This is a genomic window from Microbispora hainanensis (genome assembly GCF_036186745.1).
Lineage (GTDB): Bacteria > Actinomycetota > Actinomycetes > Streptosporangiales > Streptosporangiaceae > Microbispora.
This window is the reverse complement of the sequence record NZ_CP108086.1, coordinates 6,785,123-6,810,479: the sequence shown is the minus strand read 5'-3', so window position 1 is coordinate 6,810,479 and position 25,357 is coordinate 6,785,123. Positions and strand designations below refer to the sequence as shown.

Annotated in this window: 21 protein-coding genes and 1 pseudogene; 7 read left to right on the top strand and 15 right to left on the bottom strand. The window is 71.8% G+C overall.

The genetic code is table 11. The features are described 5' to 3' along the window. Positions 1-92: 92 nt before the first annotated feature. Together OHB01_RS31350 and OHB01_RS31345 are read right to left on the bottom strand one after the other, a co-directional pair. Positions 93-3,989 (bottom strand): LamG-like jellyroll fold domain-containing protein, encoded by a 3,897-nt coding sequence (locus tag OHB01_RS31350; RefSeq protein ID WP_328854388.1) that lies wholly within the window; start codon positions 3,987-3,989, stop codon positions 93-95. A 479-nt stretch (positions 3,990-4,468) separates the two neighbouring features. Beyond that, positions 4,469-7,114, bottom strand: coding sequence for a helix-turn-helix transcriptional regulator (locus tag OHB01_RS31345; RefSeq protein WP_328854387.1), 2,646 nt, complete (start codon positions 7,112-7,114; stop codon positions 4,469-4,471). A gap of 42 nt (positions 7,115-7,156) precedes the next feature. On the opposite strand from OHB01_RS31345, the gene OHB01_RS31340 reads away from it, so the two are divergent. The 4 genes and pseudogenes from OHB01_RS31340 to OHB01_RS31325 all read left to right on the top strand — a co-directional run bounded on the left by OHB01_RS31340 (position 7,157) and on the right by OHB01_RS31325 (position 10,158). Beyond that, positions 7,157-7,759: a dihydrofolate reductase family protein gene (locus tag OHB01_RS31340; protein ID WP_328854386.1), complete on the top strand. Its 603-nt coding sequence runs from the start codon at positions 7,157-7,159 to the stop codon at positions 7,757-7,759. A gap of 197 nt (positions 7,760-7,956) precedes the next feature. After that, positions 7,957-8,154: pseudogene (locus tag OHB01_RS31335) on the top strand (tautomerase family protein); the annotation flags it as partial. Positions 8,155-8,487: 333 nt separating this feature from the next. Then, a complete protein-coding gene (locus OHB01_RS31330; RefSeq protein ID WP_147944281.1) occupies positions 8,488-9,324 on the top strand; it encodes an SDR family oxidoreductase in 837 nt (278 codons plus the stop codon). 174 nt (positions 9,325-9,498) lie between these two features. Continuing rightward, on the top strand, positions 9,499-10,158 hold the full coding sequence (locus tag OHB01_RS31325; protein WP_142649681.1) for a maltokinase N-terminal cap-like domain-containing protein: 660 nt from the start codon (positions 9,499-9,501) through the stop codon (positions 10,156-10,158). A gap of 111 nt (positions 10,159-10,269) precedes the next feature. Here OHB01_RS31325 and OHB01_RS31320 read toward each other — a convergent pair whose 3' ends face one another. The 5 genes from OHB01_RS31320 to OHB01_RS31300 all read right to left on the bottom strand — a co-directional run bounded on the left by OHB01_RS31320 (position 10,270) and on the right by OHB01_RS31300 (position 16,280). Beyond that, on the bottom strand, positions 10,270-12,309 hold the full coding sequence (locus OHB01_RS31320; protein WP_222709619.1) for a beta-galactosidase: 2,040 nt from the start codon (positions 12,307-12,309) through the stop codon (positions 10,270-10,272). 21 nt (positions 12,310-12,330) lie between these two features. Beyond that, a complete protein-coding gene (locus OHB01_RS31315; RefSeq protein ID WP_328854385.1) occupies positions 12,331-12,555 on the bottom strand; it encodes a hypothetical protein in 225 nt (74 codons plus the stop codon). 486 nt (positions 12,556-13,041) lie between these two features. Next, entirely contained in the window at positions 13,042-14,403 is a 1,362-nt protein-coding gene (locus OHB01_RS31310; protein WP_328854384.1) for a sugar ABC transporter substrate-binding protein, read from the bottom strand. A 65-nt stretch (positions 14,404-14,468) separates the two neighbouring features. Then, positions 14,469-15,404: a carbohydrate ABC transporter permease gene (locus OHB01_RS31305; protein ID WP_142649677.1), complete on the bottom strand. Its 936-nt coding sequence runs from the start codon at positions 15,402-15,404 to the stop codon at positions 14,469-14,471. Positions 15,405-15,407: 3 nt separating this feature from the next. After that, positions 15,408-16,280, bottom strand: coding sequence for a carbohydrate ABC transporter permease (locus OHB01_RS31300; RefSeq protein ID WP_240971772.1), 873 nt, complete (start codon positions 16,278-16,280; stop codon positions 15,408-15,410). A gap of 314 nt (positions 16,281-16,594) precedes the next feature. Between OHB01_RS31300 and OHB01_RS31295 the strand changes: the two genes are divergently transcribed. Beyond that, entirely contained in the window at positions 16,595-17,707 is a 1,113-nt protein-coding gene (locus tag OHB01_RS31295) for a LacI family DNA-binding transcriptional regulator (protein ID WP_205830648.1), read from the top strand. A 14-nt stretch (positions 17,708-17,721) separates the two neighbouring features. On the opposite strand, the gene OHB01_RS31290 is transcribed toward OHB01_RS31295, so the two are convergent. From OHB01_RS31290 to OHB01_RS31275, 4 genes are all read right to left on the bottom strand, one after another. Next, positions 17,722-18,141, bottom strand: coding sequence for a tRNA(His) guanylyltransferase Thg1 family protein (locus OHB01_RS31290; protein ID WP_142649676.1), 420 nt, complete (start codon positions 18,139-18,141; stop codon positions 17,722-17,724). A gap of 138 nt (positions 18,142-18,279) precedes the next feature. Then, entirely contained in the window at positions 18,280-18,936 is a 657-nt protein-coding gene (locus OHB01_RS31285; protein WP_142649675.1) for a TetR/AcrR family transcriptional regulator, read from the bottom strand. A 193-nt stretch (positions 18,937-19,129) separates the two neighbouring features. After that, complete coding sequence (locus OHB01_RS31280; protein ID WP_142649674.1) at positions 19,130-19,330, bottom strand: ferredoxin; 201 nt, start codon at positions 19,328-19,330, stop codon at positions 19,130-19,132. A gap of 38 nt (positions 19,331-19,368) precedes the next feature. Continuing rightward, the gene (locus tag OHB01_RS31275) at positions 19,369-20,580 is read right to left on the bottom strand and encodes a cytochrome P450 (RefSeq protein ID WP_328854383.1); all 1,212 of its coding nucleotides are present in this window, start codon (positions 20,578-20,580) and stop codon (positions 19,369-19,371) included. Positions 20,581-20,758: 178 nt separating this feature from the next. On the opposite strand from OHB01_RS31275, the gene OHB01_RS31270 reads away from it, so the two are divergent. Both OHB01_RS31270 and OHB01_RS31265 read left to right on the top strand, forming a co-directional pair. Then, entirely contained in the window at positions 20,759-21,343 is a 585-nt protein-coding gene (locus tag OHB01_RS31270) for a pyridoxamine 5'-phosphate oxidase family protein (RefSeq protein ID WP_328854382.1), read from the top strand. A 94-nt stretch (positions 21,344-21,437) separates the two neighbouring features. Continuing rightward, positions 21,438-21,902: a hypothetical protein gene (locus OHB01_RS31265; RefSeq protein ID WP_328854381.1), complete on the top strand. Its 465-nt coding sequence runs from the start codon at positions 21,438-21,440 to the stop codon at positions 21,900-21,902. Positions 21,903-21,912: 10 nt separating this feature from the next. Here OHB01_RS31265 and OHB01_RS31260 read toward each other — a convergent pair whose 3' ends face one another. From OHB01_RS31260 to OHB01_RS31245, 4 genes are all read right to left on the bottom strand, one after another. Then, positions 21,913-22,659 (bottom strand): SDR family NAD(P)-dependent oxidoreductase, encoded by a 747-nt coding sequence (locus OHB01_RS31260; RefSeq protein WP_142649670.1) that lies wholly within the window; start codon positions 22,657-22,659, stop codon positions 21,913-21,915. 61 nt (positions 22,660-22,720) lie between these two features. Further along, positions 22,721-23,395: a 3-oxoacid CoA-transferase subunit B gene (locus OHB01_RS31255; protein ID WP_328854380.1), complete on the bottom strand. Its 675-nt coding sequence runs from the start codon at positions 23,393-23,395 to the stop codon at positions 22,721-22,723. Then, a complete protein-coding gene (locus OHB01_RS31250) occupies positions 23,392-24,069 on the bottom strand; it encodes a 3-oxoacid CoA-transferase subunit A (RefSeq protein ID WP_142649668.1) in 678 nt (225 codons plus the stop codon). Before OHB01_RS31250 ends, OHB01_RS31255 begins: the two co-directional genes overlap by 4 nt. Next, on the bottom strand, positions 24,066-25,253 hold the full coding sequence (locus OHB01_RS31245; RefSeq protein ID WP_328854379.1) for a thiolase family protein: 1,188 nt from the start codon (positions 25,251-25,253) through the stop codon (positions 24,066-24,068). The genes OHB01_RS31250 and OHB01_RS31245 overlap by 4 nt, the downstream gene beginning before the upstream one ends. Between the last annotated feature and the right edge of the window lie 104 nt (positions 25,254-25,357).

Here is a 25,357-nt window from a genome sequence, read left to right as displayed (position 1 = left end):
TCCTCAAGAGGAAACGAGAGAACCCGCGGACCAACCGGGGGAAGATGCGGGAGCCGCGGGGACCGGCGGCCGGCCGGTCCCCGCGGCTTTCGTCAGTCGCCGATGACGGCGTCCAACTGGTCGGAATCGGCCATGGCGCCCGCCCACAGCCGCAGATCGGTGATCCTCGCGGGGAGGAAGTGACCCCAGGAGGTCGCGCTGAAGCCCTTGCCTGCGGCGAAGTCGCCCGACCCGGGCACGGCGGTGTAGGCCATGTCGAGGTCGTTCTGCTCGTGGCCCACGTAGAGCCGCACCACGCGCCCGTTCGCCGCCAGGGCGTCGTACACGCCGGTCAGGCGCACCGGGCTGTCCAGGCTGGCCGTGGTGTCGGAGCTCACCCAGGTCTTCGTGCCGTCCTTGTTGACCCGGCCGAAGCGCCAGTAGCCGACCGGCACGCTGACCTCGTTGCCGTCGTCGTCGAGCTGCGTCTCCTTGCCGGTCAGCTCGAACCACAGGCCCCACGACGATCCGTCGGCGGTGCGCTGCCCGGCCACCTGGCCGATGGTCCCGATCGGCTTCGACACGATCTTGTCTCGGTCGAGCTCGACCTTCACGGTGACCGTGAACGACCCGGTGTCGTCCACGACCGGGCCCGCGGTGGTGGCGGCGTCGTCCACGCCGTCGAGCACCAGGCCCTCGCCGTCCAGCGACGCCCCGCCGGCCAGCGCCAGCGCCCGGCCGTACCCCGACAGCGAGTCGGGCAGCTGCGTCCCGGCGGCGCCCGCCGGGTCCCAGTCGGCCACCAGCTCCACGTCGTTGCGGCCGGACGCCGGCGACTCCGACCGCGCCTCCGCCGCCACCTCCTCCGGGGTCAGGACGCGCTGCCAGGCGGCGACCTCGTCGATCGAACCGGGGAAGTAGTGCTGGAAGATGTTGGCCCACTTGTAGCGGCCGATCTCGAACGGTCCGGGGGCCGACCACAGGGCCGGCGCGGTCTTGCTGCCCTGCGGCACGCCGTTGATGTAGAAGCTCAGCTGCTGCGTCGCCGGGTCGTAGGTGCCGGCGAGGTGGGTCCAGACGTTCACCCGGGAGGTGCCGTTCTTGCCACAGACCGAGGGGTAGGCCCCACCCGTCGCCTCGTCCTTCTCCTTCACGCCGAAGCAGAAGGCGCCGTAGTCCTTCTCGTGGAAGAGCAGGAAGGGGCTGTAGCCCGAGCCGTCCTGCGACAGGACGATGCCGTCGTCGCTCACCTTGTCGAGCCGCACCCAGGCGGCGACCGTGTAGGCCGACCTGGTCTCCAGCACGGGCCCGGACGTCGCGGCGTACGCCGACGTGCCGTTCAGGCCCAGCCCCTTGTCGACCTTGGGGGTGGCCAGTGCGTTGCCGGCGTCGTCATACCAGACCTCGCCGCGGCGTCCCCGGGCGTCCCGTACGGCGCCGCCGTAGAGCGTGGCGTCGTGGTGCCCGCTGCCCTTGTCGACGGCGACGCCGGAGTCCTCGTCGAAGTGCCACCTGCCGACCGGGCCCGCGCCCGCGGCGACCAGGAAGTCGACGACCGTGGTCGCGCCGTATCTGCCGACGTTGTCCTTGGCCCGCACGTACAGGCTGTACGTCCCGGCGGCCGGTGGGGTGATCACCACCTTGGCGGTGGCCCCGGTGATGTCGGACGACCAGGCCGAGCTGGTGGACGCGCGGTATTGGTAGGCGACGTTGTTGGTGTCGCCGGACGCCGGGCCGAAGGTGACGGTGGTGCTCTGCCCGGGTCCGCCGGCCGGCGTGCAGCTCGTGGTCGTGCACGGCGTATAGGGCGCGCCGAGCGCGACCACGGGCGCCTTGGGCGCGGTCGGGTCGACCTTGAAGTAGCACCATCCGGTGGTCGAGCCGTTGGACGGCCCCGGCAGCTGCTTGGTGTAGTTGCTGTAGTAGGAGCGTGTCCACGAGCGGTAGCGGTACAGCACCCCTTCCGACAGCGTCGGTGTGGTGGCGGTGACCTTCACGTTATCGCCGACGTGCCCGGTCGTGGGCCGCTCCATCGTGGCGAAGGCGTCGGTCCAGGTGCCGTCGGAGTTCTTCTTGTCGACGTCCATCGCCGCCCGGAGCATCGCGCCCGACTCGCCGCCCGGCTCGGTCTGCGGCGTGGACGCGAGAGTGGGCGTGGGGCTGGAGACGATCGCGGGCGCCGACTCCTTCGTCTCGCACACGGTGCCCGATCCGGTGACGATGCCGATGCCGGTCGGCAGCGCCGGCAATCCGACGTAGTCGACGACGAGCACGGCGTCGTTCCTGAACCGCTTCCAGGCGGAGGTGTCGCCCTCGTCGTGCGCCCGCAGCTCCAGCGTGAGCTTGGAGAACTTGCCCGCCGCGAAGTCCTTCACGGTCGGGGTCAGGTTCTCGTTGGTCTCGTCCGGGTTGTCCTTGAACTGGATCACCGCGGCCGGCTGGCTGGGGCTGCAGGCCGAGCCGCGGCCCGCCGACACGTTCCGGTCGACCATCAGGTCGAGCTCCTTGGGCCGGCTCGACCAGGTGGTTGACGAGGTGAAGTTGTTGGTCCGCTCCAGGTCGACCCATCGGGGGCTGCACTGGAACGACCACGACTCGGTGACGCGGAACGCGGCGCTCAGCACCTGCTTGCCCTTGAGGCTCGCGGGGGAGAACTGGAAGTACAGCCGCTGGGTGTATCCGGGCCCGCAGTAGTAGCCGCTCCAGGTGCCGCAGTGGCCGACGCCCTTACCCTCGTTGTCGTCGCCGTTGCCCCAGTTGTACGACTTGTAGCCGTCCGAGCGCAGCAGCGTCCTGTCGGTCTCTCCCCAGGTCACGGTCGGGTCGATGTAGACGGGGTAGGCCGACTCGTCCTTCTGCCGCAGCAGGTCGGCGTCGGGCACGAGGGTGATCGAGTCCTCGCCGACCTCGATCGGCAGCTCGGCGTGCCCCGCCCCGGGAGCGGGGCCGTCGGCGGCCGGCCCCTCGTCCGGAGCGCCTTCCGCGGGCTGCGGCGTCGCCGGTGATGTCGCCGGTGATGTCGCCGGTGATGTGGCCGGTGAGGCCGGCTCGGGCGAGCCGTCCGCGGGCGCGCCCTGGGGAGCGCTCTGGGGCGCGGTCTGGGGCGCGGTCTGGGGCGTGGCGCCCTTTGCGGAGGGTGCGGAGCCGGAGGGTGCGGCGTCGGAGGGTGGGGAGCCGGAGGGTGCGGCGTCGGAGGGGCCTGCGTCGGAGGGGTTGGCGTCGGCCGGGGCGGCCTCGCCCGCCCCGGCCTTCCCGGCGGTGGGGTCCCCGGTGGAGTCCCACATCGCGGCGGGAGGCGAGGTGAAGACCTCGGTGGCGTTGCCGTCGGTCGCGGACATGCCGCCGTCCGCGGTCTCCTCCACCTTGAGCCCGGACGACTTCACGGCATACCGGATCTTCGCGAGCGCGGGGTTGGCCGCGGCCTGCGGAGTCTTCACGATCAGGACCTGGCGGAAGCCCTCTGTCGTCGCGGTCATCCTGAGGTCGACGTCGGGCAGCACGTTCGGATAGGTGGCGTTCGGGCCGTCCAGCACCGGTTCGGGCAGGGTTCCCGGCCAGCCCAGCGTGAGGGTGCGGCCGTCCCGGTGCATCGTGACGAGGTTCCCGCCGTCGCCGCCTCCGGAGAAGGAGATGCCCACGGCGGCGGCGACCGGCCCCACGCTTCCGTCGGCGCGCCGGGCGAGCGTCGCGTCGGGGGACACCCACGCGCCGTCCGGCCCCTTGACCCGGACGGGGGTGGTCGACTGCTCCAGCCGGAACGACTCGCCGTCCGGATTGGCATACGTGGTGGTGAACTCGGTCCTGGCCTCGGTCACCTCGACCGGCTCCCGGATCTCGGCCGCGCGTTTCAGCGCCTGCTGCCAGCCGTCGAGCGGGGCCGCGTCGGATCCCGTCCGACCTTCCTCCTGTGCCGCCATCGCGGCCGGGGGCGCCCCGGTTCCCACCAGTACACCCGCCACCACCACGGCGGTGAGCGCACGCCACCTCCGCAGTCCGGGAAGCCTAAACATGAGTTATCTCCCGTACGAAATCCGCAAGATCGCCAACATTAAACGTTTACAGTCCACCCCTGTCAACGAAATCTTTTCGCCCAATAAGGAGGTCTAGTCATCTTCTCGACATAAAGCGCACATAAGTAATATGCGAGCAGCAGATCAGACAAATTGACACTTTGGTGCACACAATGTGCGTCGGCGTACCAGACCTCCGCCGCGGAGTTCCTGTCACGGCAAGCGGGCACTCACGTTGGGTCACCGGGGAGCGGCCCCGCCGGGACCGCTGTGGTCGCGCCTCCGCGCTTCACGCCCCGCGGCCCCCGGCACCCCCGCGCTCTGCGGCCCCCGCACCCTTGCGCCTCCGCGCCTCTGTACCCCGGCATCCCGCGCCCCCGCGTCGCCGGATCGCTGTGCCGCCGTTTCCCGGGCCCGCGCCGGCCGGTGTCTCGGTGGTCCGGTGTCTCGGTGGTCCGGTGTCTCGGTGGTCCGGTGTCTCAGCGGTCGTGCTCGCGGTGCAGCGCGGCCAGCTCGGTGCGGTTGGCCACGCCGAGCTTCGCGTAAACGTGCGCCAGGTGGGTCTTGACCGTGCTGCGGCTCATGAACAACCGGCCGCCGATCTCGGGGTTGGACAGGCCCGCCGCGGCCAGCCGTACGACCTCCTGCTCCGCGGGGGTGAGGGCGGCCCAGCCGGTGGCCGGACGGCGGCGTCCGCCGTGCGCGCGGCGGGTGAAGGCGACGGCCTCCTCCAGCTCCATCCGGCGGCCCTCCGGATCGGACACGACGCCCGGCCGGTGCGGCCGGGGGTAGCCGAGCTCCTCCCTGGCCCGGTCGCACGCGCCCATGATCCGGGCCCCGGTGGTGGCGTCGGCCAGCGCCGCCAGGGCCTCCAGGCTGTCGATGCAGGCCGGCCGGAGGTCGTTGGCGGCGCGCAGGCGCAGGGCCTCCAGATGCAGCGCGACGGCGCGCGCCTCATTGAGGAACGCCTGCTGCTCCAGGGCGTCGGCGATCAGGCGCGGCATCCCCAGGGCCTCGGCGGCGTCGAGGCCGGCCGCGCAGGCACGGGCTGCGCCCTCCGGGTCGCCGGCCTGACGCAGCGCCGCCGCCAGGGCGATGCGGGTCTCCGGGGTCAGCAGCTCGTCGGGCTGCTCGGCGCCGCGCCAGGCCGTCTCGCTCCTGAACCACTCGGCCGCCCGCACCGGTTCGCCCCTGCTCAGGCAGAGCCGCCCGATCGTCAACGCGAGCCCCGGCACGAAGGGCGCCGAGGGCGCCTGGTCCACCAGCCGGATGACCGGGTCGAGGGCGAGCCCGGCTGCCTTGTCGTCCCCCTGCAGGTGGCACACGCGGGCGAGGATCGCGCGAGCCGTACCGGCGCGGTGGTAGTCGGCGAGCGGGGCGGCGACCTCGACCGCCCGCTCCGCCAGCGCCCTGGCCCGGTGCAGCTCGCCGAGAAAGGCGCTGCCGAGGGCCATCAGGCCGAGCGCCAGCGCCGCCACGCCGCGGTCGCCGCGCCGCAGCAGGCCGCGGACCGGCGTTTCCATCGCCGCCAGCGCCTGGCGATGCTCCTCCCTCATGTGGTGGACCAGCCCGGCGAGGACCTGCGCGGCGTCGGCCACGAAGGCGTCGCCGGCCGCGACGGCCTCCTCGCGTACGGCGGCGGCCCGCACCCGCGCCTCGTCCGGAGAGGTGAACAGCATGCCGATGGCGCCGAGGGACCCCGCCAGGCAGGCGGTCCGCAGGTCGCCGTGGTCGAGCGCCATGGCCCGGGCGGCGTCGGCCGCGTCGAACTCCAGCCCGGCCGGGTGCGTGGTGTCGGCGACGAGCGCCAGGCCGGTGAGCACGCGGGCCTGCAGTGCGCTGTGCTCGCCGGCGCTCCGCTCGGCCGCCAGCCGGAGCAGCCCCAGGCCCTCCACGAGCCGCCCTTCCAGGTGCCACAGCCAGGCCAGCCCGGCCGCCAGATGACGAGCCTGCTCGGGACGGTCGCCGGACAGGCCCCATTCGATCGCCGCGCGCAGGTTGGGATAGTCCTCGCGCATCCTGGCCCGCCAGGTGTCCTTGTCGCCGTCCAGCAGCGGGGCGGCCTCCCGCACCAGGGCCAGGCAGACGGTCACGTGCCGGTCGCGTACGGCGTCGAGCTCGCCCGCCTCGGCGAGCCGCTCCCACGCGTACCGTCTGACCGAGGACAGCATCCGATAGCGGGTGACGCCCATGCGGGTCTCGGCCAGCAGCAGCGACTTGTCGATCAGCCGGCGCAGTCCGGTGAGCACCTCCACTCGGCCATGGCCGTCCAGCACGCCCTCGGCGGCGGCGAGGGTGAAGCCCGGCTCGAACACGCCCAGCCGCCGGAACAGCACCTGGTCGCGCTCCTCAAGCAGGTCGTGGCTCCAGGCCATGGACGCCGCCAGCGTACGGTGCCGCGGCGGCGCCCCCTGGTGAGCGGCGACCAGGATCGAGAACCGGTCGTCCAGCTCGGCGTGAATCTCCTGGGGCGTCAGCGTGCCGGTCCAGGCGGCGGCCAGCTCCAGCGCGAGAGGGATGCCGTCCAAGCGGGCGCAGATGTCGCGCACCGCGGCAAGGGCCTCCTCGGTGCGCGGAACGTCGTGGCCGCGGTCGAGGAAGAGGGCGACCGCGTCGTGGGCGTCCAGGGGCGGGACCCGCCAGACCAGCTCGCCGGGCAGGCCGAGCGGCTCCCGGCTGGTCGCCAGGACGGTGACGTGCGGGCAGTGGTGCAGCAGGCCCGCCACCACCCCGGCGACGCCGTCCAGCAGGTGCTCGCAGTTGTCGAGCACCAGGAGCAGCTCGCGCTCGCGCAGCTGCCTGGACAGGGCGGCGGTCTCGTCGGAGTCGCCGGCCAGGAGCACCCGCAGGACCGTCGCGACGAGGCGCGGCACCGCCGCCGGGTCGGTCTCCTGCGCGAGGTCCGCCCACCACACGCCGTCGCGCGGCGGGCGCGCCGGCCGCGCGGCGAGCCGGGCCGCCAGCCGGGTCTTGCCGCAGCCGCCCGCGCCGGTCAGGGTGACCAGCCGCGACTCGCCCAGGGCCTTCCCGATCATGTGCAGCTCGGCCCGGCGGCCGACGAACGAGGTCAGCTCCGGCGGCGGAGCGCCGTCGTCGGCCAGGTTCGCGTCGGGCATATCGGCCATCTGGCCGATGTTAGCCACTGCCCCCCCGGCGAGACTCGCCTCATGACAGCGAACCGCACCGTAATCGGCAACATCACCCTCTCGCTCGACGGCCGGATCCACGGCCCCGGCGGCGAGTACGACATGGGCTGGATCGTCCCCCACGCCGTCAGCGACGCGGCCCGCGACCACATGGTGAAGGTGACCTCCGGGGCCACCACCGCGCTGCTGGGCCGCAGGAACTACCAGGGCTTCGGCGGCTTCTGGCCCGCCGTGGCCGACGACGAGTCGGCCGACCCCCGCGACCGGGCCTTCTCCCGGTGGCTGAACACCGTCGAGAAGATCGTCTTCTCCACCACGCTCACCGAGGCGCCATGGCAGAACTCCCGCATCGCCGCCGCCGGCCCCGCCGAGGTCGTGAAGGAGCTGCGGCAGCAGGACGGCGGCGACATCGTCGTGCCGGCCAGCACCAGCGTCATGCAGGCCCTGCTGCGGGCCGGAGAGCTCGACCGGCTGAGCATCACGCTCGCGCCCGAGCTGGTCGGCAACGGGCCCCGCCTGTTCGCCGACGGCCTTCCCGCCACCGGCTGGCGGCTCGTCTCCGCCACGCAGGCCGCGAGCGGGGCGCTGTGCCTGCTGTACGACAAGGTCCGCGACGGCGACTGAGCCGCGTCGCCGGCTGGTTTCCCCAGATCTGCCCTCTGGCCGGCTCGTACGCGGCCCGGAGCACGGTCTGGGCGGGCAGCGGCACGCCGGAGGCCGCCTTGGCCCCGGCGGGCTGCTGGACGCCGTCCGGCTGACGCCCGGCACCCGCGTCCGAGCCGCCTTCACTACCCTCGGCACCGTCTGCCTCACGACGGAGCCCTGACATGCCGCTGATCGAGATATCCCTGGTCGAGGGCCGCTCGCCCGAGACCATCCGGGCCCTCATCCACGAACTCCACGAGGCCGCCGTCCGCGCCCTCGACGTTCCACCGGCCTCCGTACGCGTCATCGTCCGCGAGGTCCCGGCCACCCACTGGGCCGCCGGAGACGTCACCATCAGCGAACGCGCGGACTGATCATGCGGCGATTCGTGCTAATTTCCTGATCGTAAGGTGCAGCGCTCGTTCGCGAGCGTGTCGGGACATCCGGCCGGCACGACAGCCTCAGCACGGGCTGTCTGGATCTCTCAGCGGAGAGTGTGCCCTGCCATGCCCGCGTCCTTGTCCTCACGCGCATCGGACCTCGTGACCGTCGGCGGCCGTCTGGAGATCGGTCCGGTCGAGGCTCGCGGCGAGGCCGAGCGGCATCCCGCCCTCGGCGACGACCGGCATGACCGCAGGCCCACCGCGCCTTCCACGCTTCCGGAAGGCGGCCGCAGTCGAATCCGTACCGATCACCGGAGTATTTCCATGATTCTCGTCACCGGAGGCCGCGGCGCGGTCGCCACCCACCTGCTGACCCTGCTGGTCGAGGCCGGCCGCCCCGTGCGGGTGGCCTCCCGCGACCCCGAGCGGCTGCGGGTCCCCGACGGCGTCACGGCCGTCACCTGCGACCTCCGCGATCCCGCGACCTTCCCGGCCGCTCTCGACGGCGTCACCGAGGTCTTCCTGTACGCCGAGCCCTCGCACATCGCGGAGTTCGCCGACATCGCCGTCACGGCGGGGGTCGAGCATGTCGTGCTGCTGTCGTCCTCCGGCGTGCTGGAGCCCGGCGCGGCCGGCGACCCGCTGGCCACGTCGCATCTCGACGTCGAGACCGCGCTGCTCGCGGCACCGCTCACCACCACGATCCTGCGCCCCGGCTCCTTCGCCGGGAACGCGGGCGCCTGGGCCTGGCCCATCAGGGCCGGACGCCCGGTGAGCCTGCCCTACCCGGGCGCCCACACCGACCCCATCCACGAACGGGATCTCGCCGAAGTGGCCTTCACCGTGCTCGCCGACCCACGCCACCGGGGCCGGCATCTCCACCTGACCGGCCCGGAGAGCCTCACGTTCACCGAACAGATCGAGCGGCTCGCCGAGATCACCGGCCGGCCGATCGCCGTCCGCCACGTCACCCGGGAGGACTGGAAGCGGGAGATGGCCGACTACATCCCCGCTCCCTACGCGGACGCCCTGCTGGACTACTGGCAGGCCAAAGACGGCAGGCCCGTACACCTGACCGGCACCGTCGAACAGGTCACCGGCCGCGCTCCCCGCACCTTCGCCACCTGGGTCCGCGACCACGTCGCGGACTTCGCCGGATAGCACCATGCAAGGCCGCCTGGGGGCGTGGGTCACCCGACCCCGCCCCCGCGCGGGTCCGTACTGGTCGGGGAAGCACACGGAGAGCCGCCGAGGGGGCGTGTGAGACGATGATCCGCCCCGGCCGTGACGCCGGGGAGCACGAGACACAGGACGTCGACGAAGGGGCTTCACGCTATGGCAGTCATCCATCGCACCACCTTGACGCCCACCAAGCTGGAGCTGCTCACGTCCTGGCTTCCCACCCGGCCCTGGTACGAAGGCGAGGGGCGGCCGGAGCTGCTGAAGGGCGGCGGCTTCCGGCTCGACGACCCGAAGGGCGAGGTCGGCATCGACTTCATGGTGGTCACCGACGTGTCCGGCGACCGGCCGGTCTCCTATCACGTGCCGCTCACCTATCGAGGGGCGCCGCTGGAGGACACCGCCCACGCCCTCATCGGTACGGCGGAGCACGGCGTGCTGGGACCGCGGTGGGTCTACGACGGCACCCACGACCCGGTCCTCGTCGCGCAGCTCCACGCCCTGCTCCACGGCGACGCCGAGCCGCAGCACCAGAGCGTGAGCGACACCCCCGACCCCTCGGTCGTCGCGAGCCTCACGGGAGCCCCGGTGCCGGGCCCTGTCCGGCTGACCGGCGTGGCCGACGGGCCGCACGCCACCGACATCGTCGTGGACGGCGACGGCGGCGGACGGCTGACCCTGCGCTTCACCCGCGTCATGCGGCCCGGCGAAGCGGACGCCGGGAGAACCCGGGGTCACGTCACGGCCGGCTGGCGGCTGCACGACGAGACCGAGGCCCGCGGCGTGTACGTCGTCGTCCTCGACGCGCCCCGCTGATCCCGTCCCGCTGATCGCCCCCTGCTGATCGCCCCCCACTGATCGTGCCCTGCTGATCGCGCCCCGCTGATCGCGCCCCCGGCGAGCCGCCTCGCCGGGGGAGGCCGGTGGCTACGCGCGGGGCCGCCGCAGGATGCGGACCTGCCGGGGAGCCAGGGTCGCGTCCTGAGCCAGGGCCGGGCCGCGGAGGGGGTCGCCGGGGATCGCGGACACGTCGACGTGCCGGTCGGTGCGGTTGATCACGAACCAGTAGTCGTCCGTCCCGTCGGTGCGGACGGCGACGTCCACGAGCCCGCGGGCCTCGGGCGGCAGCTCCGAGGAGACCCCCGCGACGTCCAGCAGGTGAGGAAGGACGACCCCCAGGCCCTCCGGGCCCAGGCGGGTGGAGACGTACGACGCCGAGCCCGCTCCCGTACGGCGCGTCGTGACGGCGGGGCGGCCCGCGTGGTCGCCGGTCTTGTACGTCGCCACGACCTCGGCGTCCGGGTCGGTGATGTCGATCCGGTCGGTCCACAGCGTGCCGGACACGCCGAGGTCGAGCTCGACGGACTCGCCGTCCAGCAGGGGGCCGAACTCCTCGATCCTGATGCCGAGCAGGTCGCGCAGGGCGCCGGGGTAGCCGCCGAGCCACACGTGGTCGTTCTCGTCGACGATGCCGGAGAAGTACGTGGTGACGAGGTGGCCGCCGGAGGCGACGTAGCCCTCCAGCCGCCGGGCCAGGGCGGCGGGCACGACGTGCAGGATCGGGGCCACGAGCAGCCGATAGCCGCTGAGGTCGTCGTCCACGCCGACCACGTCCGCGCGGACGCCCGCGTCGAGGAACGCGGTGTACCAGTCGAGGGCCTCCTGGCGGTAGCGCAGCAGCGAGGTGGGGTGGGAGTCCAGCTCGCTGGCCCACCACGAGTCCCAGTCGAACGCGATCGCCACGGGGGCGCGCCGCCGCCGGGTGCCCGCGACCGGCGCGAGGGCGGCCAGCGTGGCGCCCAGGTCGGCGACCGAACGGAACACCTCGCTGTCGGTGCCGGCGTGGGGCACCATCGCCGAGTGGTACTTCTCGGCCCCGCCCGCCGACTGCCGCCACTGGAAGAAGCAGACCGCGTCGGCGCCGTAGCCGACGTGGGTGAGCGAGTCGCGGGCCATGCCGCCGGGCCGCTTCGCCAGGTTGACCGGCTGCCAGTTGACCGCGCTGGTGGAGTGCTCCATCAGGAACCACGGCCGGCCGCCGGCGAGCGAGCCGGTGAGGTTGGCCGAGAAGGACAGCTCGTCCTGAGCCTGGGGGCCGGTCAGCACGTAGTGGTCGTTGGAGACGAAGTCGACCTCCCGGGCCCAGTCGGCGTAGTCCATGCCCTTGGTCTCGCCCATGACCATGAAGTTCGTGGTCACGGGGACGTCCGGGGTCAGCTCGCGCAGGATGTCCCGCTCCGCGCGCAGGTGGTCTTTCAGCGCGTCGGAGGAGAACCGCGCGAAGTCGAGCTGCTGGGTGGGGTTGGGGTAGGAGGCGGCCAGGCGCGGCGGCAGGATCTGCGACCAGTCGCTGTAGCGCTGGGACCAGAACGAGGTCGCCCAGGCGCGGTTCAGCTCGTCGAGCGTGCCGTACCGGGCCCGCAGCCACGCGCGGAAGGCGGCCGCGGCGTCGTCGGAGAAGTCGTAGACGTTGTGGCAGCCGAGCTCGTTGGAGACGTGCCAGGCGGCGAGGGTGGGGTGACCGGCGTAGCGCTCCGCGAGGGCCCGGGTCAGCCGCAGCGCGTGCTCCCGGAAGACGGGGGAGGTCGGCCGCCAGTGCTGCCGCGCACCCGGCCACAGCGTGCGGCCGTGCCGGTCCACGGGGAGGATCTCCGGATGCTTGGCCGTCAGCCACGGCGGCGGCGAGGCCGTCGCGGTGGCCAGGTCGACGGCGATGCCGTGGGCGTGCAGCAGGTCCATCGCGTCGTCGAGCCAGTCGAAGTCCCAGACGTCCTCGCTCGGCTGGATCCGCGCCCACGAGAAGATCGCCAAGGAGACGATGTTCACCCCGGCCGCCCGCATCGCGCGCATGTCCTCGTCCCAGACCTCCCGGGGCCACTGCTCGGGGTTGTAGTCGGCCCCGAACCCCAGGCGGGCCCGTCCGGGGTCGGACGGCCAGCGCACCCAACGGTGCCGGTCAGCGTTCACAGCGACTCCTTCGAATGATGGTTACGTGGTCTTCCATTGCCGGTCGGCGCCGCCGTCGCGGGCCCACAGGACGGCCGGGGTGCCGTCGGAGGTGCGGGCCTGGCCGGCGTCCAGGCGCATGCCGGACCGGGCCGGCGTCGCATCGGCGAGTACGCCCGCGGAGACGACGGCCAGTGCTGTGAGCGCGCAGGGGAGTGGACGGCGATGGGAGCGCGTTCCGAGGTTGTTGCGGGGGTGGGCGTGCATGGTGCTTCCTTTCGCGGGGGGAGGACCGGCGGCCCGGGGATCGGCTGCCGGTGGCCGGGACGGTGCCGCCGGTCGGCGGCGCCGCGGAAGTACATATGCGGTGATGCGGTCGTGTGGTGGTGGCGTGCGACTGCGCCCTTGCGGTTGTGGCCTTGCGGTCGCGGCCTTGCGGTCGCGGCCTTGCGGTTGCGACGCTTCGGTCGCGATGGCGCGTTGTGAGGTTGCGAGGGTGGGCGCGGGCGGTGGGCGCGGGCGGTGGGCGGTGCGAGGGACGCGTCGGCCGGGAGCGGCCTCGGGCCATGACTCCGGGCTCATGACTCCGGGCCCATGGCTGCGGGGCCATGGCTGCGGGGGCCATGCCTCCGGGACCATGACGTTGGGGGCACCGCCGTGAGGGCACCGCCTTGAAGCTCGCCCCGGCCCGTCGCTGTCGCTGTGCTCCCCCGCGGAACGGCGGCGGCGACGGGCCGGTGACCTCGGCGACCGCTACTTGATGGTGAAGCCCTGCTCCTCGCCGTACTTCAGCGAGGCGTCCTGCCAGGCCTTCAGGCCGTCCTGCAGCGGGGTGGAGGAGGTGTACGCCTTGCCGACCGTGTCGTTGAAGATGCTGTTGGCGTAGACCTGGAACGGCAGGTAGGACCAGCCGCTCACGACCTGGGAGGCCGACTCGGCGAGCACCTGGTTGACCTTCTGGCCGCCGAAGTAGGGGAACTCCTTGTCCTGGAACTTCTGGTCCTGGAGCTGGGCGGTGGTGGCGGGGAAGGCGCCGCCGTCCACCCGGGTCTGCACCCCTTCGTCGACGTTCGCGTACTTGAGGAAGGCGTAGGCGAGGTTCTTGTTGGCGCTGGCCTCGGGGATCGCGAGCGAGCTGCCGCCGTTCTCGGAGGTGGCCCTGCCACCGGCCTCCCACTGCGGCATGGGCGCGACCCGCCACTTGCCTGCCCCGGCCTTGACGCCGGACTCGAGGTTGGCGGGCATCCAGGCGCCGATGACCAGGGTGGCGATGGTGCCGTCGCCCAGGCCCTGATACCAGGCGTCGCTCCAGCTGCTGGTCGGCGCGACCAGCTTGCCGTCGATCAGCTTCTGCCAGAGGCCGGTGAACTTCTGCGTGCCCGGCTCGGCGAAGTCGATCCCGACCGTGGTGCCGTCGACCGTGTACGGCTTGCCGCCCGCCTGCCAGATCATGCTGGTGGCGAAGCCCGCGTCACCGGTGTCGTTGGTGATGTACGCCTTCGGGTTGGCCTGGTGCAGCTTCTCGGCGTCCGCCAGGTACTCGTCCCAGGTGGTGGGCACCTTGAGGTCGTACTTGTCGAAGACGTCCTTGTTGTAGAACAGCGCCATCGGGCCGGAGTCCATGGGCAGGCCGTAGATGCCGTTGCCGACGTGGACGGAGCTCCACGGGCCGGGGGTGAAGGTGCCGTCGAGCTTGCCCGCGCCCAGGGTGGCGAGGTCGGTGACCGACTTGGCGAGGGCGAACTGCGGCAGGGCGTAGTACTCCACCTGGGCGACGTCCGGGACTCCCGAGCCGGCCTTGATCGCGTTCTGGAGGGCGGTGTACTGATCGTTGCCGGTGCCCGCGTTGACGAGGTTGACCTTGACCTTCGGATACTTGGCCTGGAAGTCCGCGACGACCTGCTTGAGCGTCGGCTCCCACGCCCAGACGGTGATGGAGCCGCCGGTGTCGAGGGCCTTCTGGATGTCGGCGTCGGAGACGGCCGCGGACGCCGCGGGGGCGGCCGCGCCGGCGCCCGAGGAGGAGCCGTCGTCGCCGGAGCCGCAGGCGGCGGCGGTGAGCGACACGGTCAGGGCCGCGCCCAGCAGCAGGGCGTGACGGCGGTTCATCGCCATGGGATGTGCCTTTCTGGGTTATCCGAGGAGACAGACGTCGAAGGGGCGGTGCCGTGCGCCGCCCGTCATTCCTTGACGCTTCCGGCGGCCAGGCCCGACTGCCAGTAGCGCTGCAGCAGCAGGAACGCCGCGATCAGCGGGATGATGGTGATCAGCGAACCGGTGATCACGAGGTTGAAGACGGCCTCGCCGCCCGCCGTGAGGGCCTGCTGGTTCCATTCCTTCAGGCCGACCGTGAGCGGATACCAGTCGGGGTTCTTCAGCATGATCAGTGGCAGGAAGTAGTTGTTCCAGGTCGCGACCACGTTGAACAGCAGGACCGTGACCAGGCCGGGCGCCAGCAGCGGCAGGCTGATGCGGAAGAAGGTGCGGAACTCGCCCGAGCCGTCCACCCGCGCCGACTCCAGGATCTCCTTGGGTACGGCGTCGTTGGCGAAGGTCCACATCAGATAGAGGCCGAACGGCGAGACCAGCGACGGGATGATGATCGACCACGGGGTGTCGGTCAGGCCCATCTTCGCGAACATCAGGAACGTGGGCACGGCGAGCGCGGTGCCGGGCACCGCCACCGCCCCGATGACCACGGCGAACACCGCCTTCTTGCCGGGGAAGTCGAACTTTGCCAGCCCGTAGCCCGCAAGCGTCGCCAGCAGGGTCGCGCCGCCCGCCCCGGCGACCACGTACAGCAGGGTGTTGAGCAGCCAGCGGACGAAGATCCCGTCGTTGTACGTGAAGGTCGTGCGGATGTTGTCGAACAGGGCGAAGTCGCCGCTGAACCACAGGCCGAAGGAGCCCAGCAGCTTTTCCTGGGTCTTGGTGGCGTTGATCACCAGCCACGCCAGGGGGAGCAGCGTGTAGACGAGCATGAGCGCGGTCAGCACGGTCAGCGTCGCGCTGCGGCGGCCCTGCGAGGATCGGCGCCGCCGGATGACCAGAGGGCCGCGGCCCGTGGCCGCCGCCGGCCGGGACGCCCGGCCTGCCCTGGGAGTGGAGGTCGCCATGGCTCAGACCGCCTTCCGCATGCCGCGCAGCTGGACGATGTAGGCGACGATCATCGTGATGATCCCCATGACGATGGCGACCGTCGCCGAGTAGTTGAACTGCTGGCCCGCGAAGGACAGCGAGTAGGCGTAGAAGTTCGGCGTGAAGTAGGTGGTGACCGAGTTCGGCGCGATCGTCTTGAGGATGCTCGGCTCGTTGAACAGCTGGAAGCTGCCGATGATCGAGAAGATCGTGGCGATCACCAGCGCGCCGCGCAGCGCGGGCAGCTTGATCGCCCAGATGATCCGGAGCTGGCCCGCCCCGTCGAGCGCGGCGGCCTCGTACAGCGAGGGGTTCACCACCTTGAGCGCCGAATAGAGGATCAGCATGTTGTAACCCACGAACTCCCAGGTCACGATGTTGCCGATGGACGCCAGGACCAGGTCGGGCGACAGCGGGTCGGGCAGTGAGAGCCCGAACGCCTCGTTGATGTTGCCGATCAGGCCGAACCTGGCGCCGTACATGAAGCCCCACATCAGCGTGGCGACGACCGCGGGCACCGCGTACGGCAGGAACACCGAGATCCGGAAGAACGCCGTGCCGTACAGCCTGCCGCTGTCGATCGCGAGCGCGACCAGCAGCGCGAGGAACAGCATGATCGGCACCTGGACGACCAGGAAGAGCGCGACGCGCCCGAACGCCGACCAGAACTGCGGGTCCTGCAGGACGTCGAGGTAGTTGTCGGCCCCGACGAAGGACGTCCCGCCGATCAGCCGGGTGCGGAACAGGCTCAGGTAGATCGAGTAGGCGATCGGAGCCAGGAACACCAGCGCGAAGACCGCCATGAACGGCCCGACGAACTGCCAGCCGATCCATGATCGGCCTCTGCCGGCCAACCCTCCCCGGACGTTCGAATACCCTTCCGAGACCACCGGCTCGCTCCTCTCCGCGGCGTGGTTACCGGCCGTGACTCTCCTGTTTACGTGAACATCGCGAGCATGTTTACGTAAACATCATGATCGAACGAGTCCCGCCCAGTTGTGACAGAGGGTGATTTCCTGAGTCGCCGAGGTTATGTTTACGTAAACTTCTGCTGCGGTATGGTGGCACTCGTCCCACGAGAGGTCAAGAGGCTCCCCAGGTCACACCCCGGTGGATCACGGCGTACGATCTCCGGCGACGAGGGCGAGCAGGCGGGAGCGACACAGGAATGAATCCGGACGGCCCGGCCCGGCAGGCGCCGGCGGCGGTCGGCGGCGCACAGCGGGGCGGCTCGGGCATCCCGGGCGGGCGCCGCAAGCAGCGGGTCTCCATGGCCGACGTGGCCAAGCTCGCGGGCGTCTCGTCCCAGACGGTCTCGCGGGTCGCCAACGGCCACCCCGGCGTCGTCGGCGCGACCCGCGAACAGGTGCTCGCGGCGATGCGGGAGCTGGGATACCGCCCCAACAGCGCCGCCCGGGCGCTGCGCTACGGCCAGTTCAACACGATCGGCGTGATCCTTTTCGGGCTGGCCTCGACCGGCAACAGCCGCACCGTGGAGGCCATCGCCACCCACGCCGCGGCCGAGGGCTACGCGATCACGCTGATCCCCATCGGCATCCCCACCCAGGACAACGTGCTGGGCGCGTTCACCAGGATGGGCGAGCTGGCGGTCGACGCCGTCATCGTCATCATCGAGATCCACCTGCTCGACGCCGGCACGGTGACGCTTCCTCCCGGAGTCCACGTCGTCGTCGTGGACTCCGACGCCGGAGACCGCTACAGCGTCGTCGACACCGACCAGGCGGAAGGCGCCCGGCTCGCCGTACGCCACCTCCTCGACCTGGGGCATGAGACGGTCTGGCACGTCACCGGCCCCCAGACGTCCTTCGCCAGCCAGCGCCGCGAGCAGGCCTGGCGCGTGGCCCTGCGGGAGGCCGGGCGGCCCGTGCCCCCGCCGCTGCACGGCGACTGGTCGGCGGAGTCGGGCTACGAGGCCGGGCTGGAGCTGGCCGCCGAGCCGAGCTGCACGGCGGTGTTCGCCTCCAACGACCAGATGGCCCTCGGCCTGCTGCGCGCCTTCCACGAGCGGGGGCTGGCGGTGCCCGCCGACGTCAGCGTGGTCGGCTTCGACGACATCCCCGACGCCTCCTGCTTCGTGCCTCCGCTGACGACCGTCCACCAGGACTTCGCCGAGGTGGGGCGGCGGTGCGTCCAGGGGGTCCTGCGGCAGATCCGCGAGGGCGGCACGTCCCGGCCCGGCACCGAGCTGGTCCCCACCCGGCTGGTCGTCCGCGAGAGCACGGCGCCGCCGCGCGCCGGCGGACGAGACGCCGCGTCATGAGGTCCTTCCGGCGCTCATGAGCGCCTCCCCGCGGTCATGAGGTCCTTCCCGCGGTCGGCGACGGCATGACGGGGATGACGGCGGCGAGCCATCCGGCGGGGTCCGCGGTGAAGTGGGGCGCCGCCCGCGCCTCCCACCACGACCGCTCGGCGAGGACGGTCTCCGCCTTTCCCGTCCGGGGTCGCGAGGACGCTGCACTCGTCGGACTGCACGTAGGCGAACACACTGCCGGTGATCTCCTCGCACAGCGCCCTGCCCACCTCGTTCATGGCGTCCATGACCGCGGGGTCGAACGGCCGCCGGGCGTCCCGGAGGAAGGTGTGGAACGCCCGCCCGTCCACCCGCAGGATCGTGTACGCCCGGCGCGGCAGCACACTCCTGGTGGCCCGCTCGTACGCCTTCATGCGGTCGCCGAGCGCGGTCCTGTCGCTCATGCCGGTCTCTCCTCAGACTCCCGCCGCGTGGTCGTCCGCGTGGTCGTCCGCGTGGTCGTCCGGGGGGTGCGGTGGGTGATGCAGGATCTCACGCCACGGGGGAGTGGCCGCCACCGTTTATCCCGAGGCCGGCCCTTTTCAGATGTGCTCGTCGGGGGCTTGGAGGCGGCCCAGGAGCATGAGCAGGAGCTCGTCCACGATCTGGTCGCGGGTGGCGTCGACCCAGCCGACGGCCCAGTCGTGCATGAGCCCGTTGACCGCCCCGACGAACGCGGCGGCAGTGACGCGGAAGTCGCGCGGGGGAATCTCGCCGCGGGCGGCGGCGTCGTCGAGCTGCTCGCACATGAAGTCGATCCAGCGGGCGCGGCGGTCCAGGCGCTGGCGGTCGAGCCGGGGGCTGACCCCGATGACCTCCACGAAGGCGATGCGGGTGTGGCGGGGGTCGGCGGTGGCCCCCGTGGCGTACGCGCGGAACAGCCGGGTGCAGCGGTCGATGGGCTCCAGGTGGCGCACCTGGGGGAGGGCGTCGAGGACGGCCCGCTGCGCGACGTCGTTGATGTACAGGTGCAGCTCGGCCAGCAGGTCCTCCAGGCTGCGGAACTCCTCGTAGAACTGGCGGCTGGACAGGCCCGCGGCGCGGCACACGTCGGCGATCCTCGTGGCGCGGTAGCCGGGGCCGGCGCCGAACAGGTCCAGGCCCGCTTTCAAGAAACGCCCGCGGCGTTCGGCCTGCCGTTCGGCCGCCGACCTTCCGCCATACCGGCCCGCCGCCGGGGTGATCCTGCCCGCCACCATGTCCTCCGCATCCGTGATGCATGCATTTTGGCCTCATGGCGGACGCCGTACGTGCCTACTACGAAGTAACAAGTCTGAATATCGAAATGTTCGGATATATGCGGTTCTTGCGCCGACGGCGTGCGGACTTCCCGGCCGGCCACCACAGGGGAGCGTGCCCGTCTCCCGGCGGGCACGCCCCGTGACGTACGGCTCAGGCATCCTCGTCCACGTGAACGGCCCCGGCGGGGCAGACGGCGGCGGCCTCGCGGACCGCGGTGTGCCGGTCCTCGGCGGGCTCGGGCTCCAGCAGGACGACGATGCCGTCCTCGTCGCGCTGGTCGAACACCTCCGGGGCGATCAGCGCGCACTGCCCGGCGCCGCAGCACTTCGCCTCGTCGACGATGACCTTCATGTCCATTCCTCCATGGCGATCGAGTGCCGTGACCGGGGTCACCAGCGGACCGGGACCTCGCGCAGGCCGCCGACGGCCAGCCCCTCCACGCGTTCCAGCTCCTCCACCCGTACGGCCAGCTCCAGCGTCGGCAGCCTGCGCAGCAGCACCTCCAGGGCGACCTGCAGCTCGGTGCGGGCCAGCGCCTGCCCCAGGCAGGAGTGCGCGCCGGAGCCGAAGGCCAGGTGGGGGTTCGGGCTGCGGGTCAGGTCCATCTCGCCGGCGTTCTCGAACGCGGTCTCGTCGCGGTTGGCGGCGGCCATGCTGCACACCACGGTCGTGCCGCGCGGCAGGATCGTGCCGCCGACCTCGGTCTCCGCGTTGAGATAGCGGGGCAGGCCGACCCCGGCGTTGGCGTCGAAGCGCAGCGACTCCTCCACCGCGGTGCGGACCAGCGACGGATCGGCCAGCAGCCGCTCCCACCGGGAGCGGTCGGTCAGCAGCATGGCGATCATCTTGCCGATCATGTTGGCGGTGGTCTCGTGCCCTGCGACCAGCAGCGCCATTCCGGTGACCAGGATCTGGATGTCGGACAGCCCGCCGTCCTCGGGGCCGCCGGCCGTGATGAGCTCGCTCAGCATGTCGTCGCCGAGGGCGGCGCGCTTGGCGGCGACGAGGCCGGACATGTACTGGAAGAACTCGCCCTGGGCGGCATCGGTCTCGGCCTTGCCATACCGGGTCAGGTTGAGCAGCGTGTCGGACCAGTAGGAGAACCGGTCGCGGTCGGCGGCCGGCACGCCGAGCATGTCGCAGATCACGTAGACCGGCAGCGGGAAGCCGAGGCCCGCCCTGAGGTCGCCCGGCGAGCCGCGCTTGACCATGTCGTCGATGAGATCCTCGGCGATCTGGACCATGGCGGGCCGCATGGCGTTCATGCGCTTGGCGGTGAACCACCTGCCGACCAGGCGCCGCCAGCGCTGGTGCTCCTCGCCGCTGTCGGGGATGATCGCCGCCATCTCGCTGCTGAACACCCCGCCGCCGTCCGCCGATAGCCGGGCCGCGTCGGGCGCGTTGAGCTGACGGGTGAAGCGCGGGTCGGCCAGCACCCGCTTGACGTCCTCGTAGCGGGTCAGCAGCGTCGCCCGGTCGCCGCTGGGCAGCGTGACATGGGCCACCGGGCACTTGCCGCGCAGCTCGGCCCACTCCGCGGGCGGATCCAGCGCCGCGTCGCTGGGGATCGGGTAGCTCAGGACCTGCTCGTTCACACTCATCCGGCATCTCCTCTTAGCGATGGTCGCCGTCGTGCACTCTCCGGAACGGAAGGACGGCGTTCATCACGTATGCCCCGGCAAGTGTGAAGGCCGGTCGCGCCGAAGCCCGTTTGTACGCAAACTCCCCTGGCGGTTTTGTCGGTGCCGCCTGGCAGGCTGATCGCTGATCCGCGATCGCATGGAGGTGCCGCACCACATGGCCAGATGGCGTGAAGTCGCCGAATCCGCGCCGGAGTTCGCCGCCCGGGTCCGGGAGTCGTTCGAGTCGCACAAGCACAAGACCATCGCGACACTGCGCAAGGACGGCTCGCCACGGGTCAGCGGCATCGAGGCGTACATCGTCGGCGACGAGCTGTGGTTCGGGTCGATGCCCGGTGCGCTGAAGGCGCGCGACCTGCGGCGTGATCCGCGCTTCGCACTGCACGGCCCTCCGGTGCTCCTCGACGGCGCCGATGCCACCGATGCCACCGATGCCGCCGATGCCGCCGATGCCGCCGATGCCACCGGTTCCGCCGGTTCCGCCGGTTCCGCCGGTTCGCCGGGCGGGGACACGAAGCTGTCCGGCTATGCGGTCGAGGTCGCCGATCGAGACCGGATCGCGCCCATGCTGGCCGCGCGCGGCCTCGGTCCCGACGCCTTCAGCGAGTCGCATTTCTTCATCGCCGACATCCGGGAGGTCGTGCTGACGCGGATAGAGGGGTCCGTCATGGTCATGGACCTCTGGCGCCCCGGCCAGGGAGTCCGCCGCCTCCAGCGCGTGTAGTGCGCTGTCCACCATTCCGTCCGCCCGGCATCGGCCGCGCTGCACGCCGGCGTGTTCGGTGAGCCGGAGGGCGCCGTGATCCGTCATAGAGGGCATGAGGATGTCGCGTACCGTGCTGCTGCCGCTGGCGGCCCTGTCCGTGCTGGCCGTCACCGCTCCCGCCGAGGCGGCCACGGCGCACAGAGACACGGCGCACAGAGACACGGCGCACACAGACACGGCGCACAGGAAGCTGCTCGTGGAGTTGCGGGAGGAGGGCGGATTCGCCGGGCTGCGCAACCGGGTCGCCGTCTACACGGACGGTTGCGCGGTGCTGAGCCGCCGCACCGGCCCCACGGTCCGCAAGTGCCTGACCGCGGCGGAATGGCGCGGCCTGCGCGGCTCGCTGAAGCACCTGCGGCTCGGGCGCTCGCAGGCCCGGCCGCCGGGGGCCGACTTCATCGCCTACCGGCTGGCCTACAAGGGTCACCGGGCGACCCGCTACAGCCTGCCTCAGACCTGGCGACCGGTCGTGAGCAGGCTGGAGAAGGTCCTGGTCAAGCACGGGACGCCCAACTGAGCATCGCGGCTCAGCTGCGCAGGTAGGAGGCGCCGTTCAGGTCGACGATCGCGCCGCTGGCCCACTCGGCGTCCGGCGACGCCAGATAGAGGACGGCGGCCGCGATCTCCTCGGTCCGCGCCACTCTCCCGAACGGGCTCTGGGCGCGGATCTCGTCGCCTCGCGGCGGCTTGAGATGCTCGTTGGTCATGTCGGTCTCGACGAAGCCGGGCGCCACCGTCGCCACGGCGATGCCGAGCGGCGCGAGGGCGATGGCGAGCGACTGGCCCAGGGCGTTCAGGCCCGCCTTGCTGGCGCCGTAGGCGGGGCTGTTCGGCTCCCCGCGGAAGGCGCCGCGCGACGAGACGTTGACGATCCTGCCGCCCTGACCCATGTGCCGTACGGCGTTCCAGATGACGTTGGCCGGTCCGACGAGGTTGACGGCCAGCGTCTCGCGCCATGCCGCCTGCCACTCCTCGTAGGAGGTCTCCGTGACCGGGTGGTGCAGGAAGACCCCCGCGTTGTTGACCAGCACGTCGATGGTCCCGAGGGAGTCGGCGGCCTCCTCGACCATGCGCCGCGCCTCGGCGGGATCGGAGACGTCGGCCTGGACGACGGCGTGACCCTCTCCCGGCAGCTCGGCCCGGAGCCGTTCTGCCAGGTCGGGAGAGCCGCGGTGGTGGATCGCGACGCGGTCGCCGGCGGCGGCGAAGGCCATCGCGATCGCCCGTCCGATCCCGCGCGAGGCGCCGGTGACAAGGACTGCTCGCTTACTCACGGGGTGAGACTATCGTCCCTTTCGTCCCATCATGGCTCCCGGCCCAGGAGCGTACGTCCCATCATGGCTCCCGGCCCAGGGGGCGTACGGCGACCTCCAGGCGGGAGGCGAGGTCGGCCACGCTGGTGCCGTACGTCTCGGCCACGGTGACGCCTCCGGGGCCGATGTGGAAGACGGCGAGGTCGGTGTAGACGCGGCTCACACAGGCCAGCCCGGTGAGGGGGTAGGTGCATTCGGGGACGAGCTTGGGCGTGCCGTCCTTGGTGAACAGCGTCATCATGACGAACACCTGCTTGGCGCCGGTGGCCAGGTCCATCGCGCCGCCGACGGCGGGGATGGCGTCGGGGGCGCCGGTGTGCCAGTTGGCCAGGTCGCCGCGTTCGGAGACCTGGAAGGCGCCGAGCACGCACACGTCGAGGTGACCGCCGCGCATCATCGCGAAGGAGTCGGCGTGGTGGAAGTAGGAGGCGCCCGGCAGCTCGGTGACGGGGATCTTGCCGGCGTTGATCAGGTCGGGGTCGATCTCGTCGCCGTGCGCGGCGGGCCCCATGCCGAGCATGCCGTTCTCGGTGTGCAGGACGACCCCGGAGCCGGCCGGGAGATGGTCGGCGACCGTCGTCGGCTGGCCGATGCCGAGGTTGACGAAGGACCCGGGCGGGATGTCTCGGGCGACGAGGGCGGCGAGTTCGTCGCGGCCGAGCGGGCCCCGGTCGAGATGCTCCACGGTGCTGGTCACAGGCTTCCCTCCGCCGCGCTCAGGTCCAGGATGCGGTCGACGTAGATGCAGGGGGTGACCACGGTCTCGGGGTCCAGCTCGCCGGTCTCGACGACATGGTGCACCTGCGCGATCGTCAGCTTCGCGGCGGTCGCCATGACGGGCCCGAAGTTGCGCGCGGTCTTGCGGTAGACGAGGTTGCCCATCCGGTCGCCGACGTGTGCGCCGATGAGGGCGACATCACCCTTGATCGGATATTCCAGCACGTGGTCGCGGCCGTCGATGGTGCGGGTCTCCTTGCCCTCGGCCAGCGGCGTGCCGACCCCGGTGGGGCAGTAGAACGCGCCGATGCCGGCCCCGGCCGCGCGCATCCGCTCGGCGAGGGTGCCCTGCGGGACGACCTCCAGCTCGATCTTCCCCGCACGGTAGAGGCCGTCGAAGACCCACGAGTCGCTCTGGCGCGGGAACGAGCAGATCATCTTGCGTACCCGCCCGGCGGCGAGCAGCGCCGCCAGGCCGGTGTCGCCGTTGCCCGCGTTGTTGCTGACCACGGTCAGATCGGTCGCGCCCTGCCGGATCAGCGCGTCGATGAGCTGTACGGGCATGCCGGCCATCCCGAAGCCGCCGATCAGGACGGTGGAGCCGTCCGCGATGCCGGCGACCGCCTCTTCGGGGTCGGTGAAGACGGCGGTCATGCCGCGCTCACGTTCTCGAGCACGACGGCCAGGCCCTGGCCGACGCCGATGCAGATCGCGGCCACACCCCACCGCTGCCGCCGTTCGCGCAGCACGTGGGCGAGCGTGCCGAGGACGCGCCCGCCCGAGGCGCCCAGCGGGTGGCCGATGGCGATGGCGCCGCCCCTGGTGTTGACGATCGCGGGATCGACCTTCCACGCGTCGAGGCAGACGAGCGACTGCACGGCGAACGCCTCGTTCAGCTCGATGGCGCCGACGTCGTCCCAGCCTATGCCGGCCCGGCGCAGCGCCTGATTGGCCGCCTCGACCGGCGCGTACCCGAACATCTGGGGTTCGAGCGCGCAGGCTCCGCGACCGGCGACGCGGGCGATCGGGTCGGCGCCGATCCGGTCGGCGGCGGCCTGCGAGCCGAGCACGACCGCGGACGCGCCGTCGTTCAGCGGCGAGGCGTTGCCGGCCGTGATGGCGCCGCCGGGGCGGAAGGCCGGCTTCAGCCCGGCGAGGATCTCCGGCGTCGTGCCGGGCCGGATGCCCTCGTCGCGGGTGAGGTCCGCGCCCTCGACCGGGACGACCAGGTCGTCGTAGAAGCCGTCGTTCCAGGCCGCGTCGGCCAGCGCGTGGGATCGCGCGGCGAAGGCGTCCTGCCGCTCGCGGGAGACGCCGAACCTCTCGCCGAGCTGCTCATTGGCCTCGCCGAGGGAGACCGTCCACTCCTTGGGCATGCGCGGGTTCACCAGCCGCCAGCCGAGCGTGGTGGAGACCGCGGTCACGTCCCCGGCGGGGAAGGCCCGGGAGGGCTTGGGGAGCACCCACGGCGCCCGGGTCATCGACTCCACGCCGCCGATGACGACGACGTCGGCGTCGCCGCTCTCGACGGTCCGCGAGCCGATCATGGCGGCGTCCAGGCTCGATCCGCACAGCCGGTTCACCGTGGTGGCCGGGACGGTCACCGGCAGCCCGGCCAGCAACACGGCCATCCGGCCCACGTTGCGGTTGTCCTCACCCGCGCCGTTGGCGTTGCCCCACACCACGTCACCGATCTCCGCCGGATCCAGCCGGGGGAGCTTCGCCAGGACGCCGCGCAACGCGGTGGCCGCCAGGTCGTCCGGGCGGACGTCCGCGAGCGCGCCGTTGAACCTGCCGAACGGCGTGCGCGCCGCGGCATAGAGGAAGGCCGAACCCATGACGTTCCCTTCTTGTTCGCTATGCGAACATCGGTTCATTTTGCGAACACGATGAGCATAGTCGATGCCGCCGAGACCTGGCAGGCGCGTCACTAGGCTTGGGA

Coding starts and splice junctions, on each gene's coding strand:
- OHB01_RS31305 (WP_142649677.1), bottom strand. CDS start 15,404: ATGGCGACCTCCACTCCCAGGGCAGGCCGGGCGTCCCGGCCGGCGGCG.
- OHB01_RS31315 (WP_328854385.1), bottom strand. CDS start 12,555: ATGCACGCCCACCCCCGCAACAACCTCGGAACGCGCTCCCATCGCCGT.
- OHB01_RS31350 (WP_328854388.1), bottom strand. CDS start 3,989: ATGTTTAGGCTTCCCGGACTGCGGAGGTGGCGTGCGCTCACCGCCGTG.
- OHB01_RS31275 (WP_328854383.1), bottom strand. CDS start 20,580: ATGAGTGTGAACGAGCAGGTCCTGAGCTACCCGATCCCCAGCGACGCG.
- OHB01_RS31280 (WP_142649674.1), bottom strand. CDS start 19,330: ATGAAGGTCATCGTCGACGAGGCGAAGTGCTGCGGCGCCGGGCAGTGC.
- OHB01_RS31330 (WP_147944281.1), top strand. CDS start 8,488: ATGATTCTCGTCACCGGAGGCCGCGGCGCGGTCGCCACCCACCTGCTG.
- OHB01_RS31250 (WP_142649668.1), bottom strand. CDS start 24,069: ATGACCGCCGTCTTCACCGACCCCGAAGAGGCGGTCGCCGGCATCGCG.
- OHB01_RS31245 (WP_328854379.1), bottom strand. CDS start 25,253: ATGGGTTCGGCCTTCCTCTATGCCGCGGCGCGCACGCCGTTCGGCAGG.
- OHB01_RS31325 (WP_142649681.1), top strand. CDS start 9,499: ATGGCAGTCATCCATCGCACCACCTTGACGCCCACCAAGCTGGAGCTG.
- OHB01_RS31265 (WP_328854381.1), top strand. CDS start 21,438: ATGAGGATGTCGCGTACCGTGCTGCTGCCGCTGGCGGCCCTGTCCGTG.
- OHB01_RS31295 (WP_205830648.1), top strand. CDS start 16,595: ATGAATCCGGACGGCCCGGCCCGGCAGGCGCCGGCGGCGGTCGGCGGC.
- OHB01_RS31285 (WP_142649675.1), bottom strand. CDS start 18,936: ATGGTGGCGGGCAGGATCACCCCGGCGGCGGGCCGGTATGGCGGAAGG.
- OHB01_RS31310 (WP_328854384.1), bottom strand. CDS start 14,403: ATGGCGATGAACCGCCGTCACGCCCTGCTGCTGGGCGCGGCCCTGACC.
- OHB01_RS31345 (WP_328854387.1), bottom strand. CDS start 7,114: ATGGCCGATATGCCCGACGCGAACCTGGCCGACGACGGCGCTCCGCCG.
- OHB01_RS31340 (WP_328854386.1), top strand. CDS start 7,157: ATGACAGCGAACCGCACCGTAATCGGCAACATCACCCTCTCGCTCGAC.
- OHB01_RS31270 (WP_328854382.1), top strand. CDS start 20,759: ATGGAGGTGCCGCACCACATGGCCAGATGGCGTGAAGTCGCCGAATCC.
- OHB01_RS31290 (WP_142649676.1), bottom strand. CDS start 18,141: ATGAGCGACAGGACCGCGCTCGGCGACCGCATGAAGGCGTACGAGCGG.